This window comes from Euzebya tangerina (assembly GCF_003074135.1).
Lineage (GTDB): Bacteria > Actinomycetota > Nitriliruptoria > Euzebyales > Euzebyaceae > Euzebya > Euzebya tangerina.
The window spans coordinates 3,401,614-3,414,679 of the sequence record NZ_PPDK01000001.1 but is presented as its reverse complement, the minus strand read 5'-3'; the positions used below and the strand labels follow the sequence as shown (position 1 = coordinate 3,414,679).

Below are 13,066 nucleotides of genomic sequence, written 5' to 3'. Positions count from 1 at the left end.
GCATGGCAGTCACCCCGACGACCACGCCGCCGGTTCTCCGTGAACCGGACGGTCTCGAGCGCGGCCGCGCGGTGCAGCGGTCCCGCGCCCTGGTGGTGCTGACCTTGGTGTGGAACAGCATCGAGTTGGTGGTCGCGATGATCGCAGGCTTGGCAGCATCATCCGCTGCGCTCGTCGGGTTCGCCGTTGACTCCGGCGTGGAGTCTGCGGCGTCGATCGTGCTGCTCTGGCGGCTGGCCGCGGAGTCGAAACCAGGCTGCAGCCAGGTCGACGACAGGCGGGCCAGTCGGGCGATCGCGGTGTCACTGCTGGCGCTGAGCATTCTCGTTGCACTGGAGGCCTCTCGGCAACTCCTGACCGGTGACGCGCCGCAGGTCTCGGTCGTCGGGATCGTCCTCACCGGGCTCTCCGTCGTCGTGATGCCCTGGCTGGCGTTGTCCAAGCGCCGCCTGGCACCGGTGCTCGGGTCGCGGGCGGTCGAGGCCGAGAGCAGCCAGACGATGATCTGTGCCTACCTCTCGGGTGCGCTCCTGATCGGGCTGAGCGCGCATGCGCTGGCCGGGTGGTGGTGGGCCGACCCGGTGGCCGCTCTGGGCGTCGCGGCACTGGCTGCCTGGGAGGCCCGGAATGCGTGGCACGCCGAGTCGCTGGCGGACACCTGCTGCTGATCCGTGCCCGTCTCGGGAATGGCATTCGTTGTCATTCAACCAGACGTCGTGCGCGGTACGTCTCGAGCGTCGCAAGTGGTACAGTCTGAATGGTGATAACGATAGTCAGATGGAGGAGGTCATGCCCGTGCAATTGCTGCGCGATGTCGGCTTGCGAGTGACCCGGCAGCGGACGGCGGTGCTTGATGCGCTCGCCGACCGTCCTGAGGCGGTCTCCGCCCAGGAGCTGTACACGGAGTTCCGCAACGCGGGCGACAGCATCGGCTTGTCCACGGTCTACCGGGCGCTCGAGTCGCTCGACGAGGCGGGGCTGCTGGACAGCTTCCCTCGGGAGGGGGAGCAGGTCTATCGGCGCTGCTCGCCGAAGCATCACCACCACCTGATCTGCATCGACTGCAGTCGGGTGGAGGAGCTGGAGGCCACCCTCGTCGAGGATTGGGTGGCGAGTGTGTCCAACGTCCATGACTTCGAGGTCACCGGCCATCGCGCGGACATCTACGGCCGGTGCATCGCCTGCGCTGCCTAGCCGTGGACGTGGTCGTGTGACACGTCGGGTAGCAGTGCCGTTCCCTTCCCGGTGTCGATGAGCTGCGGTCCGTAGGCCTCACGGAGATTCTCGGGGGAGAGGACCTCGGACGGCATGCCAGCGGCCACCACGCGGCCGGCCACGAGGATGACGACGTCGGCCTGTCCCGCTTCGTTCAGGTCGTGTGTCGTCAGGAGGACCGTACGGCCGGCCTCAACCTCTTCCGCGATCGCACGGACGATGTGGCGCTGCGACACGAGGTCGAGGCCGGTCACGGGTTCGTCGAGAAGCAGAACAGGCGCCTCCTGGGCCAGTCCCTGCGCAACGAGCACCCGCTGCCGCTGGCCGCCGGACAGCTCGCGCAGTTGTCGCGTGGCGAGGTCGGTGACGCCGAGCCGCTCGAGTGAGCGGTCGACGGCCTCGCGATCCTCCGCTGACAGTCGCCGCAGCATCCCGGTCCGGGGGTACCTCCCCATCGTCACGGCTTCCCGGACCGTCAGGGGGAGGAGCGGGGCATTGGCGGTCTGCTGCAGCACGTGGGCACACGCCGCTCGTCGGCCGGCCGGGTCGCGGTCGATCGAGATCGTGCCACGCAAGGGGGACATCAATCCGGAGATCGCTCGCAGCAGCGTCGACTTGCCGGACCCGTTGGGACCGATCACGGTCGTCAGTGCCGCCGCGGGCAGATCCAGCGTCACGTCGCGCATGACCACCTTGTCGCCGTAGCCGAGGTCGACGTGATCCAGGTTGATTGCGCCCATATCGGTGGCAGTCTAGCCGCTTCGTGTTCTGACAGTCATAATCATTTGAGGGGAGCGCGTCAGCGTCCTAGCATGACAGTCATTGTCGTTGCGACCTACGATGTTGCGACCGCAGTTCGACCGATGTTCCTCCCAATCAGGAGACCGACCCGTGAGACGACTTCTTGCCCTGCTCTTCGCTGTCATGCTGGTGGTGTCCGCCTGCGCCAGCGATTCGTCGACCGAGAGCGGTTCCGCGGAGGACGGGGGAAGTGACGACGAGGTATCCACGGAAGAGTCCTCCACCGCAGAGGGCTCCACGGAGGAGTCGTCGGCGGAGGCCGTGAGCGTTGTGGCGACGACGACCATCCTGGGGGATCTGGTCACGTCGCTCGCGGACGGCGCCGTCGATGTCGAGGTGATCCTCCCACCCCTGGCGGACCCGCACGAGTACCAGCTGTCTGCCGGTCAAGCGGAGTCGATGCGCACGGCGGACCTCGTCGTAGCCAACGGTGAGGGCCTGGAGGAGGGGCTGATCGACGCACTCGAGGCCGCCGAGGAGGACGGGGTGACCGTCTTCGAGGCAACCTCCGCCGTGGAGACGATCGAGTTCGGCGGGGAGGCCTCGCACGACCACTCAGACGAGGGGCACTCCGATGAGGAGGGGCACTCGGACGAGGAGGAGCACTCCCACGATGAGGAGCACTCCGATGAGGAGGAAGGTCACTCCGATGAGGAGGAGCACTCTCATGATGAGGAGGGGCACTCCGATGAGGAGGAGCACTCCCACGATGAGGAGGAGCACTCTCATGATGAGGAGGGGCACTCCGATGAGGAGGAGCACTCCCATGACGAGGAGGAGCACTCCGACGACGAGGACGCCGCCAAGCCCGTCCGGCTGGTAGCCGGAACAGAGGAGGATGAGGACCACTCGGAGGACGAGGAGCACTCTGACGAGGAGCACTCTGACGAGGAGCACTCGGATGAGGAGCACTCCCACGAGGAGGGACACGACCACGACCACAGTGGCGCGGACCCGCACTTCTGGTTCGATCCGATGCGCGTTGCCGACGTCGTCGACGCTCTGGCTGAGGAGTTGGCCACGATCGACGACACCATCGACGACGAGGAGTGGACGGCGCGTGCCGAGTCCATGCGCGAGGACCTGGTTGCCCTCGATGGCGAGGTGGCTGAGACCCTCTCAGCCGTCCCCGACGAGCAGCGCCTCCTTGTCACCAACCACGATGCGTTGGGCTACTTCGCCGACGCCTATGACTTCGAGGTCGTCGGCACCGTCATCCCGGGCGGAAGCACGCTGGCCGAGCCCAGCGCGGCGGACCTCGAGGAGTTGATCGAGACCGTGCAGGACACGAGCACACCCGCGGTATTCGCTGAGACGATCGAGAACTCTCGGCTGGCCGAGGTCGTGGCCGAAGAGGCCGGACAGGACATCACCGTCGTTGACCTCTACACCGGCTCGCTGTCCGAGGAAGACGGTCCCGCGGCCACCTACGCCGAGTTCATGCGAACCAATACGGAGCGGATCGCTGACGCCCTGAGCTGACGCAAACTCCTCGGTGGACTTCCTCCTCGAACCGTTCGCGGCCGGCTTCACCCAGCGAGCACTCATCGCTGGGGTGCTGGTGGCGATCACCTGCTCCACGGTCGGGGTGTGGGTCGTGTTGCGGTCGCTGGCCTTCATGGGGGATGCGCTGGCTCATGGCGTGATCCCGGGTATCGCCATCGCAGCCTTGGTCGGCTTCGACCCCTCCATCGGGGCGGCGCTCGCGGCGTTGGTGACGGTCGGTGGCGTGTCGTGGGTCACCAACAGGTCAGGTCTGCCCGAGGACACCAGTACGGGCCTCTTGTTCGTGGGGATGCTCTCGCTGGGCATCCTCATCATCTCCCGCTCTGGATCGTTCGCCGTCGACGTGACCGGATTCCTGTTCGGTGATGTGCTCGGTGTGACCAGTGACGACCTCCTCGTGCAGGGCGTCGCAGCCGTCGTTGCGATCCTCGTGTCCGTGGTGGGGTATCGCGCGTTCCTGACGCTCTCATTCGACGAGGACAAAGCGGCTCTCCTGGGCCTGCGGCCGCGCTTGGCCCGTGCTGTGCTGCTTGGCCTGGTGGGCATGACCGTCGTCACATCGTTTCGCACCGTCGGTACCTTGCTGATCTTCGGGATGCTGGTGGCACCACCGGCTGCCGCAACCCTGGTCGCCCGCCGTATCCCCGTCATCATGGCCGTGAGCCTCGGATTCGGGATCACGGCCGTGGTCATCGGTCTTGAACTCAGCTACCACCTCGACCTGGCGGGGGCGGCGAGCATGTCGGCCACGTCCGTGGCGCTCTTCTTCATCGTCCTGGCATGGCGCACGGTCCGCGAGGCGTGGCGGACACGGCGCGTGGCGGCTGCGTCAGCCTGACCGCCGCCCTCCGGGAAGTGCACACCCGACGAGACGGATTGCGATAATGACAACTGTTGTCATATAATGGCAGACGATGAAGACGCCTGGGTTCCTGGCCGTGGTCTACGGCGATCATGACGATCCGGATGGGCCTGCCCACACGACGATGGATGTGCTGCGTCCGGTCGTCCGCCGAAGTCGTGGAGGGGTGTTGGTGTCAGCGGAGGGCCCCAGCGGCCTGGTCGTGGTCGCCGAGCACGATCCTCGGTCTGGGCAGTCCGGCGGGGCGGAGGCCTTCTGGCCCATCACCACACGGGATCAGGTCGATCTCCTGGCCGACTGGCTCCTGCTGGGCGGGGCACCGGCTCCGCGCGATCCGGATCTGGCCGCGCTTCAGGTCCCGTTCGTGCGCGCCGGGGCGCCGGCGTCCGAATCCGCCGAAGCGTGACGCGGGCCCTCAGGACGCAGTGAGATCGCCCGTCGGCAGAACCGGCGTCGTGTGGAGGGTGCAGGTGCTGTCGGCGACGGTCACGACCATGTCGGCGAGGTCCCCCTCGGCCTGGTCGTGAGTCGCCACCACGACGAGTCGGTGGCGAGCTTCCTCGACTAGGACAACGGCAACTCGCTCTCTGGAGTCAGCATCAAGCCCGGCGGTCGGTTCATCGAGGAGGAGGATCGGCGTGTCCTGCGCCAGTGCCATCGCGATGTGGGCGCGACGGCGTTGGCCGACCGACAACTCCCGGAGTTGGGACCGACGAAGGTCGAGGATGCCGAGTTGCTCCATCGCCGTCTCGACGGCCCGTCGGTCAGCCTGGCCAGGGCGGTGCACCAAGCCGATTCGGCCCCAACGTCCCATGCCGACCAGGCCCGCGACGGTCAGGGGCAGGGCATCCTGGGCGGGCTGCTGCTGGAACGCACAGGCGACCGCTGCGCTCCGGGTGATCGTGCCGCGACGTGGGGGGTGAAGCCCCGCGATCGCCGCGAGGAGCGTTGACTTGCCGCCGCCATTCGGCCCGACCAGCGCCACCAGGCCATGGCCGGGCAGCTCGAGTGATGGGATGGTCAGGACCGGCGGGTGGCTGGCGTATCCGAGTTCGACGTCCTTGAGGACAACGGCGGCCGCCGCATGCCTGGCTGCGTCACGCGGATAGTGCATCGACGATCCTCTCGGTGATGGTTCGGATCATGTCGGGATAGGAGTCGGCGGAACTGCCATCCTCGCCGAGAGACTCGACTGGCAGGTCGACGATCTGGACCTGCCCGCCACGCTCCCTGGCCAGCGCCTCCGCCAGCGGGGCCGGATGGGTCGGGTCGGCGAAGATCGCGTCCACGTCAGCGGTCTCTAGGGCCGTGGTGAGGTCAGCCAGGTCGGCAGCACTCGGGGCGGCAAGGGCGGCGCCAGACGGCAACACGACGCCCAGAACGGTCAGGTCGTACCGGTCGGCGTAGTAGGCCAGCCCGTGGTGGCTGGTCACCAGCTGTCGACGGTCGGGGGGTAGCTCCCCCAGCTGTCCGGCCACCTCGCTGTCCAGGGCCTCCAACGCCTCGCGTGCATCGTCGGCGGCGCCGCGAAGCGTGTCGAGGTCCAGGTCGAGTGTGGTGTCAGCTGAAAGCGCCTCCACGACCAGCGCAGGCACGTCGGCCATCCGAGACGGGTCGGTCCAGACATGAGGATCCGCCGTGCCCGTCTCCGCCTCGGTGCTGACCTCGCCGTATGTCTGCGGGTCGAGTTGCGGGGCGATCTCGATCACGTTCACCTCATCAGCGATGGATTCGAGGACCGGGGAGAGACCAGCCTCCAGGCCCAGGCCGTTGGCGACGACCAGGTCGGCCTGGGCCATCTCCACCGTCGTGGCGGCGGAGACCTCGAAACTGTGCGGGTCGGACACACGCGGCATGACGTCGATGACGTCGACGTGTGCGCCGAGGCCCTCACGCAGCACCGAGCCGATCACGTTGGTGGTGGCCACCACGGTCGGCCGTTCAGCGGCGTTCTCCGTTGCGGGCGGTCGTCCTCCTGTCGGCTCGGGGCCAACTGCAGTGCCGGTCTGACCGGAACACCCGAGGAGGATGAGGGCGGCCAGCCCGACTGCGACGAGCAGCCGGGCCGACCGGATTGCACCTGCCAACCTCAGCGGGGGTCGTCGCCCAGGTGCAGCATCGATCCTGGGACCCCGTCTACCGTGATGGTGCGAGCAACCCGGAAGTTGTCGTTGGTTGCCAGCTCGAGCACGGTGCCAGCGGCCGGGTCGGTCAGGTAGGCCCGGTCGTCCCCGACGGCGATCGTCGGACGGATGGCATCTTCGTCCTCGAGGTCGACGGCGGGGCCGGCGGGTGCGGTCGCCGTGATGGCTCCTTCCGCGAGGTCGATCAGGTGCACGCTGCCGTCGGCGGTCAGCAGGACGGCGGTGTCGTCGGGACCTGGAGCCATGGTCACGGCATCGGCCGGCAGCTCCAGCGCGGTCGGCTCGCCCCCGTCGGTGTCGAGCAACAGGAGGCCGGTCTCGTTGACCGCAGCAATCAGATCGCTCTCATGTGCGGCAGTCAGGGTCCAGACTCGCTCAGCTGCGAAGGTGTCGGGATAGTTGATCGTCCGTGCCTCCGCGCCGGTGGAGGTGACGTCGATGTCCACGATGCGGTCCTCGCAGGCGATGACGATGCCGTCTGAGGTGATGTGTTCGCCGTGCATCGCGGGGCACTCGGCGAGCTGGGTCACCTCATCGCCGTCGGCGACGCCGATGGCGTTGGGTAGTCCGCCATCGATGTCGTCGTGTGGCACCGTCGCGATCCGGGTCTGACCGAAGTCCGCGATGACGCCGTGGTGGGGGGTGCCGGTCTCGACGCTGTCGACCTCCTCGATGTCTCCCTCCTGCAGATCTGCCTCGTCGAAGAGAGCTGCGCGGCCATCGCCGTCGGCGAAGATGGCGACCGACTCGTCCGTCACGACGACGTGGGCGGGGCTCGCCAGTTCGACCGGTTGACCGACTGGTTCGGGGTTGGCGGTGTAGTAGTGCACGTGGTCGCCATGGTCGACGCCCCACGCGCCACCATCGATGAATGCCACCTCGTCGTCGTCGTACATCGACGCCACCAGATAGCGGCCGCCATCGGTCTCCGTCAGGCGAGCCGGTCCGGTGGTCTGGACCTCGGCCAGGATCTCTTCGCTGGCCAGGTCGAGGATGCGGACGATGCCGGCCTCCGCGTCGGCGATGGCGAGCCGTGGTTGCGGGTTGTCAACCTCCTCCACCGTCTCACCCTCGGGGAGCTCTTCGCCCTCATGGTCGTGGCTGGGATCGTCCTCGTCGTGGTCATGGTCGTCGTGATCATCGGAGTCGGGCTGCCCGTCCTCGGCGTGATCATCTGCGTCGTGTGCCTCCTCCTCGTCGGCATCCGTCGCCTCGTCGTCGGGGGAGGGGGTCTCGGTTGGGGAAGGGCTGGAGGAGGCGGCAGGCTCCTCAGACGCTTCAATGGCGGCGGTTGGATCTGCTTCGGCGGTGTCGTCCTCGGACGTTCCTGCGCAAGCCGTCGCGAGGAGAGCCAGAGCAAGGACGAGGGACAGGATGAGTTGCGGCGATCGAGTTCGCGTGTTCATGTCGAGCAGGCTAGCCTGATTGAGAATGGATGTCATCAGCAACTGGGTGCAGGTTGCCCTCGAGCCGCTGAGCTTCTCGTTCCTGCGCCGGGCGCTGGTGGGGGGAGTGCTGGCGGGTCTGGTGTGCGGAATCGTGGGCACCTGGGTCGTCCTACGACGCATCGCGTTCCTGGGTGACGCCCTGGGTCACGGCATCGTGCCGGGTGTGGCGGTTGCCGTCCTGCTCGGTGTGTCACCGACCCTCGGTGCCGCCGTCGCTGCTGCGCTCATGGTCGTCGGGATAAGCGTGTTGGCGCGGGACGAACGAGTGGGCGAGGACACCGGGATCGGGCTGTGGTTCGTCGGCTTGCTGGCCCTCGGCGTGATCATCATCTCCCGATCCGGCACCTTCGCCGTCGATGTGACGGCGCTGCTGTTCGGGGCGGTTCTCGGCGTGGAGGATGCCGACCTGGTCCTTGCGGCAGTCGCTGCCGTCGTCGTGGTCATGATCTCCGTCGTGGCCTACCGGCCGCTCCTCGCCATGGCCATGGATCCCCGCCAGGCTGAACTCCTCGGTCTGCGGCCCGGGGTGACAGCAACGGTTCTGCTGGCCCTGGTTGCCCTGGCGGTGGTGTCGTCGTTCCAGACCGTTGGGGCGCTGTTGGTCTTCGCGCTCCTGATCGCGCCGGCCGCCACTGCCGCGCTCATCACCGGGAGTGTGGTGCGGATGATGACAGCGGCGGTGCTGTTGGCGTGGACGTCGGTGGTGGCGGGGTTGTTCTTGAGCTATCACGCCGACCTGGCCGCCGGTGGCGCGATCGCGCTCTGGGCGGTCGGCCAGTTCATGATGACCAAGGTGGCGCTGAACCTGCGGGCACGCCGCGGACGGGATCACCGACCGATGATGCAGACGTGACCGTGTCACGTCAGAGGAGGATGAAGTGGACAACGAAGCGATCGCGTCGATGTGGAGTCGTGGCGACTACGGGATCGTCGGGGACTGGTTTGGTGAGGCATCGCGGTCCTGTCTCACCGGAATGGAGCTCACCGGTCGCAAGGTCCTGGACATCGCGTGTGGGACGGGAGCCGTAGCTATCGAGGCCGCAGGGCGAGGCGCGGAGGTGACGGCCCTCGACATCACGCCGCGCATGCTGGAGGAGGCGAGCCAGCGGGCACGGCTTGCTGGTGTGGAGATCCGGTTCGCCGAGGGCTCGTTCACCGACCTCGCCGCCTACCGTGACTTCGATGTGGCGACGTCCGCATTCGGGGTGATGTTCGCGGAGGATCAGGCGGCCATGGCCGGAGAGGTAATGCGAACGCTCCGTCCCGGCGGCAGGGCCGTGATCGCATCCTGGCACCCCGAGGGCCTCCTGGGGTTTCCCTTCCCGGGCATCGAAGGGCTGCTGCCACCGATGGGCGAGGGGCCGGATCGGGGCCGGTGGGCCACGACGTCGGGGCTGGCGTCCATCCTCGCGGAACTGCAGGAGCGGGACCCGCAGATGGACGTGCGCCTCCATGGGGTGGAGATTCGCACCGTCGACATGCCGTTCCCCTCCGTGGATGACGCGGTCTCGCAGATGCGCGCGCTGTCATGCGGCTGGATGATGCTGTTCGAGGCGCTTGCCGGACACGGGACAGAGGAAGCTGGGCAGCAGGCACTCATCGAGCACGTCGATCGGTTCCCCACGCCTGCGGCACATGGCGTGGACCTGTCGGCCTCCTACGGCCTCGCACACTTGAGCCGCACTTGAGTGGTGCGATGTGGGGGAGAGTGTCGGCGAGAGGACTTGAACCTCCACGAGCAAAGCTCATACGGCCCTCAACCGTACGCGTCTACCAATTCCGCCACGCCGACAGGGAACGGGCAGTGTAGCGGAGGGGCCAGCGCCGGGCCACCAGGCCACCGGGCCAGCCTCCCACGCCTACCCGGCGAAGAAGCCGTCCGGCACGGGGACGTCCACGACGGCCCCGATCTCGAAGTGCATGCCGTCGGGGCGGGACCAGCGGCCGCCCCAGACGAAGCCCCACCGGTCGAAGATCTCCACGATCCGCGGGTCCATCGTCGGCGGCTGCCCCAGCCCGTTGGTCGAGACGTTGAGGTCCACGGCGAGGCCCCAGCCGTGCATCGAGATCGGCTTGCTCGGGTTGAAGTCGATGTGCCGAGCCACCCAGCACCCGCCGTACTGCGAGGTGTCGATCAGATCGCTCAGCCCCGCCGCCTCGACCTCCGACAGCGCCCCATACATCTGGATGAGCATCTGCCGGTGACACGTCACCGTCCCGTTCAGCACCGGCATCATCCGGGTTGACGCGATGTTCCGGCTGACCCAGTCGGGGTCGATGGTGATCAGGCCGTCACCGTGGTCGATGTAGTCGAACGGCTCGAAGAAGTTGCGTGCGTCCGCCCCGACCAGGAACGCGCCGAAGGTGTTGGTCTGGGTCTCGGGCATCTCGAGCGCTTCGACGGCAGCCCCGGTCAGCGCCGCCAACTCCTGCTCGACGGCGACGGAGTCCGCGCCGTCGGCCAACGCCACGTACACGTCGGCCGGCCCGTCCACACCGAGCGCCGCGCCGGTCTGGGTCGACACGAGCGCGTCGGCCACAGGTGGGATCCCATTGGATGCCAGGGCCCCGATCCGCAGCGCCAGTCCATCACTCACGGGTGCCGTCTCGCTCTGGATGGCGGCACCGGTCAGGACGCTGCTGGAGGAGACGGTGCCGGTCCCCGCCGTCGTACCCAGGGGGTCGGCCTCGGCACCCTCGCCGTCCTCGGCAGTCACCGTGGCGCCCAGCGGCACGGCCAGCCGGTTGCCCGCATCGTGCGTGAACGCCGCGTCCCCGGCAGCGATCCGGTCCCACACGCCGGCCTCGGCGGCCGTGATCTCTGGCGTCAGCGGCCGGAAGGCCACCGGATCAACCGCCGCGACCGTCACCTCCCTGGGCCCGTCGGGCGCCTCGACGGTCACGGCCCCCACCGTTGCCGAGGCGGCAGCCGCCACCCCCTCCGCCTGCGCGATCTGTCCGACCATCGCCGGGTCCACGCCGCGGACCACGACTCGGGGCTGGACCGGCTGGACCGTCGCGGCCGCCGGCTCGGGTGTCTCCTCCGGGAGGCCGGGCGCCGCTGCGGCACCATCCTCGGCGGCCGGGTCCGCGCTGCCAGGGTCCGCGCCACCGGGGTTCGCCTCGTCCGTGGGCGTCGTCGCCTCCGCCGCCGAGTCGGAGCCATCAGCCACTCCCTCGTCTGCGGCCCCCGCCACGGCTGGCCCGGCGGGCAGCTCCGGCGGCGCAGCGGCCACCGCCACGGCCCCGACGCCCTCACCGGCCGTCTCGGGCGCACGCATCTCCTCGAACAGTTCGGCGAAGGTGGCCGAGTCCAGGTCGACATCGCCGACGGGCGTGGGGACCGAGACCTGATCGATGGTCCCGACCGGCGCCGTACCCAGCACGGTCAGCACCGCGAGCACAGCCGAGCAGACGGCGATCGCAGGACGCGCCGGTCGGTCTCGGGAAGGGTTGGAAGGTGGCATGGATCCGCTGGTCAGGTGACCTCCGGCAACTGTATCGCCGTGTGTGGGCCGTCTCGGTCGATGGGGTGTCCGCGTGACCGATCCGTCACCCCTATCGGCTCATCTGAGCGTTGTCTGAACGCGCTCGAGCACATCCAGCAGATCCTGGCTCGGCTCTAGTGGAGGGAGGTCGGCGTCGGTGTGGAGGTCGAGCCAGGAGGTGCAGCCCCCGTAGCTGTCCCGCCGCGGCAGCGTGAGCGGTGTCGGCAGGGCGGTCACCTGCACCACCATCACCGTCAACGGCTTCGTCGGTCGGAACGCCACGCGGTCGCGCTGGATCGACTCCGAGGTCCAGATGTGCAGGTCCTCCAGGTCCGGGAGCCGGGTGGGATCCTGCACCTCCACCGTGCCGACCAGGTGGACGCCAGCGCGAATGACCACGGCGTCGTCGGTGACGTCCGCGGCGCCGAGGGCGATCAGGTCCTGGTGCTCTGCTCTCGTCCGCTCGGCATGGGCGTGGGCCACGGTTGGGAACAGCAGGAACCCGCCGTCGTGGTCAGGGGTCTCGAAGGCCTTCTCGTGGATGCCGCCCTTGCGGAGCAGGATCTGCTGGCGCCCCTGCAGCAGCGCGTGCACCGCGGCCGACCACTCCTTCAGGGCCAAACGCCTGATGGCGGGTGTGTCCGTCGACCGTTCCGGTTGCCTCAAAGATGTCACAACTCAACGCTAGGTTCCCTGGCTACCATCCGCTCATGACCCGTCACGCCGGCCACCCCGATCCCCTCAGCGTCGGCGACACCGTGATCCTCATGGACCGCAAGGGCCGACGGTTCATGCTCGAGTTGACGGCTGGCGAGGACTACCACTTCCACCGCGGCATCGTCCACCACGACCAGCTGATCGGTCTGCCGGAGGGGTCGACCGTCGCCTCGACCATGGGAGCCAAGTTGACGGCGGTCCGTCCGACGACGACCGATTGGACGTTGAAGGCGCCCCGGGGCGCCCAGGTCGTCTACCCCAAGGACCAGGCCATGATCGTCACCCTGGGCGACGTCGTGCCCGGGAGCACCGTCGTAGAGGCCGGCGCCGGCTCGGGGGCGCTGACGTGTGCGCTGCTCCGGGCCGTCGGGACGGGAGGTCAGGTCCTGTCCTTCGAGATCCGCGAGGACCACGCCGCCGTCGCCCGCAAGAACGTGGTCCGCCGGATGGGGGAGGAGCCCGCCAACTGGACCCTCACGGTCGGCGATCTGGCGGACGGACTGGCCGGACTGACCTGTGACCGGCTGGTGCTGGACATGCTTGATCCGTGGTCCCACCTGGAGAGCGCCGCCCAGGCCGTCAACCCCGGCGGTCTGGTGATCGCCTACACCCCGACGATCACCCAGGTCATGCGGCTGCGCGAGGCGATGGCCGCGGACGAGCGGTTCGGCCTCACCTCCACCAGCGAGACCCTGCATCGCACCTGGAACGTCGACGGCCTCTCCGTCCGCCCCGACCACCGCATGGTGGCCCACACCGCCTTCATCACCACCGCCCGCCGGATGGTGCCGCAGGGATAGAGCCTGGAGGGCCTTGCACGCCGGGCGCACGCCGTCCCGACTAAAGCATCGCACCTCCGCAGTCGAACCCGATCGTCACACTCGC

The 13,066-nt window shown here is 68.3% G+C and carries 14 protein-coding genes and 1 tRNA gene; 8 read left to right on the top strand and 7 right to left on the bottom strand.

The features are described 5' to 3' along the window. The first annotated feature begins 2 nt into the window (after window positions 1-2). Window positions 3-668, top strand: a complete 666-nt coding sequence (locus C1746_RS15770) for a cation efflux transmembrane domain-containing protein (RefSeq protein ID WP_116715468.1) — start codon at window positions 3-5, stop codon at window positions 666-668. A gap of 121 nt (window positions 669-789) precedes the next feature. Continuing rightward, on the top strand, window positions 790-1,194 hold the full coding sequence (locus tag C1746_RS22160) for a Fur family transcriptional regulator (protein WP_162867822.1): 405 nt from the start codon (window positions 790-792) through the stop codon (window positions 1,192-1,194). Here the strand turns inward: C1746_RS22160 and C1746_RS15760 are convergent. Next, window positions 1,191-1,955 carry a metal ABC transporter ATP-binding protein gene (locus C1746_RS15760; protein ID WP_116715466.1) on the bottom strand — a complete coding sequence of 255 codons (765 nt, stop codon included), beginning with the start codon at window positions 1,953-1,955 and terminating at the stop codon, window positions 1,191-1,193. The two genes, C1746_RS22160 and C1746_RS15760, sit on opposite strands and share 4 nt — an antisense overlap. 151 nt (window positions 1,956-2,106) lie before the next feature. On the opposite strand from C1746_RS15760, the gene C1746_RS15755 reads away from it, so the two are divergent. From C1746_RS15755 to C1746_RS15745, 3 genes are all read left to right on the top strand, one after another. Next, the gene (locus C1746_RS15755; protein WP_162867821.1) at window positions 2,107-3,498 is read left to right on the top strand and encodes a metal ABC transporter substrate-binding protein; all 1,392 of its coding nucleotides are present in this window, start codon (window positions 2,107-2,109) and stop codon (window positions 3,496-3,498) included. 13 nt (window positions 3,499-3,511) lie between these two features. Next, entirely contained in the window at window positions 3,512-4,360 is an 849-nt protein-coding gene (aztB, locus tag C1746_RS15750; protein ID WP_116715464.1) for a zinc ABC transporter permease AztB, read from the top strand. A gap of 76 nt (window positions 4,361-4,436) precedes the next feature. After that, window positions 4,437-4,790, top strand: coding sequence for a hypothetical protein (locus tag C1746_RS15745; protein WP_116715463.1), 354 nt, complete (start codon window positions 4,437-4,439; stop codon window positions 4,788-4,790). Between the two features lie 9 nt (window positions 4,791-4,799). Here C1746_RS15745 and C1746_RS15740 read toward each other — a convergent pair whose 3' ends face one another. From C1746_RS15740 to C1746_RS15730, 3 genes are read right to left on the bottom strand one after another with little or no spacing between them, the layout of a single operon-like run. Beyond that, on the bottom strand, window positions 4,800-5,498 hold the full coding sequence (locus tag C1746_RS15740; protein WP_116715462.1) for a metal ABC transporter ATP-binding protein: 699 nt from the start codon (window positions 5,496-5,498) through the stop codon (window positions 4,800-4,802). After that, on the bottom strand, window positions 5,482-6,471 hold the full coding sequence (locus C1746_RS15735; protein WP_162867820.1) for a metal ABC transporter substrate-binding protein: 990 nt from the start codon (window positions 6,469-6,471) through the stop codon (window positions 5,482-5,484). The genes C1746_RS15740 and C1746_RS15735 overlap by 17 nt, the downstream gene beginning before the upstream one ends. A gap of 2 nt (window positions 6,472-6,473) precedes the next feature. Next, window positions 6,474-7,934 carry a hypothetical protein gene (locus tag C1746_RS15730; protein WP_116715460.1) on the bottom strand — a complete coding sequence of 487 codons (1,461 nt, stop codon included), beginning with the start codon at window positions 7,932-7,934 and terminating at the stop codon, window positions 6,474-6,476. 25 nt (window positions 7,935-7,959) lie between these two features. Between C1746_RS15730 and aztB (C1746_RS15725) the strand changes: the two genes are divergently transcribed. Together aztB (C1746_RS15725) and C1746_RS15720 are read left to right on the top strand one after the other, a co-directional pair. Continuing rightward, window positions 7,960-8,829 (top strand): zinc ABC transporter permease AztB, encoded by an 870-nt coding sequence (gene aztB / locus C1746_RS15725; RefSeq protein WP_116715459.1) that lies wholly within the window; start codon window positions 7,960-7,962, stop codon window positions 8,827-8,829. A gap of 25 nt (window positions 8,830-8,854) precedes the next feature. Then, window positions 8,855-9,664 carry a class I SAM-dependent methyltransferase gene (locus C1746_RS15720; protein ID WP_116715458.1) on the top strand — a complete coding sequence of 270 codons (810 nt, stop codon included), beginning with the start codon at window positions 8,855-8,857 and terminating at the stop codon, window positions 9,662-9,664. A 21-nt stretch (window positions 9,665-9,685) separates the two neighbouring features. On the opposite strand, the gene C1746_RS15715 is transcribed toward C1746_RS15720, so the two are convergent. The 3 genes from C1746_RS15715 to C1746_RS15705 all read right to left on the bottom strand — a co-directional run bounded on the left by C1746_RS15715 (window position 9,686) and on the right by C1746_RS15705 (window position 12,139). Further along, window positions 9,686-9,768: transfer RNA gene (locus tag C1746_RS15715), tRNA-Leu, on the bottom strand. 67 nt (window positions 9,769-9,835) lie between these two features. Beyond that, window positions 9,836-11,443 carry a M15 family metallopeptidase gene (locus C1746_RS15710; protein WP_162867819.1) on the bottom strand — a complete coding sequence of 536 codons (1,608 nt, stop codon included), beginning with the start codon at window positions 11,441-11,443 and terminating at the stop codon, window positions 9,836-9,838. 99 nt (window positions 11,444-11,542) lie between these two features. Next, window positions 11,543-12,139: a DUF1802 family protein gene (locus tag C1746_RS15705; RefSeq protein ID WP_205711887.1), complete on the bottom strand. Its 597-nt coding sequence runs from the start codon at window positions 12,137-12,139 to the stop codon at window positions 11,543-11,545. A gap of 35 nt (window positions 12,140-12,174) precedes the next feature. On the opposite strand from C1746_RS15705, the gene C1746_RS15700 reads away from it, so the two are divergent. Continuing rightward, window positions 12,175-12,981, top strand: a complete 807-nt coding sequence (locus C1746_RS15700) for a tRNA (adenine-N1)-methyltransferase (protein WP_116715456.1) — start codon at window positions 12,175-12,177, stop codon at window positions 12,979-12,981. The last annotated feature ends 85 nt before the right edge of the window (window positions 12,982-13,066 follow it).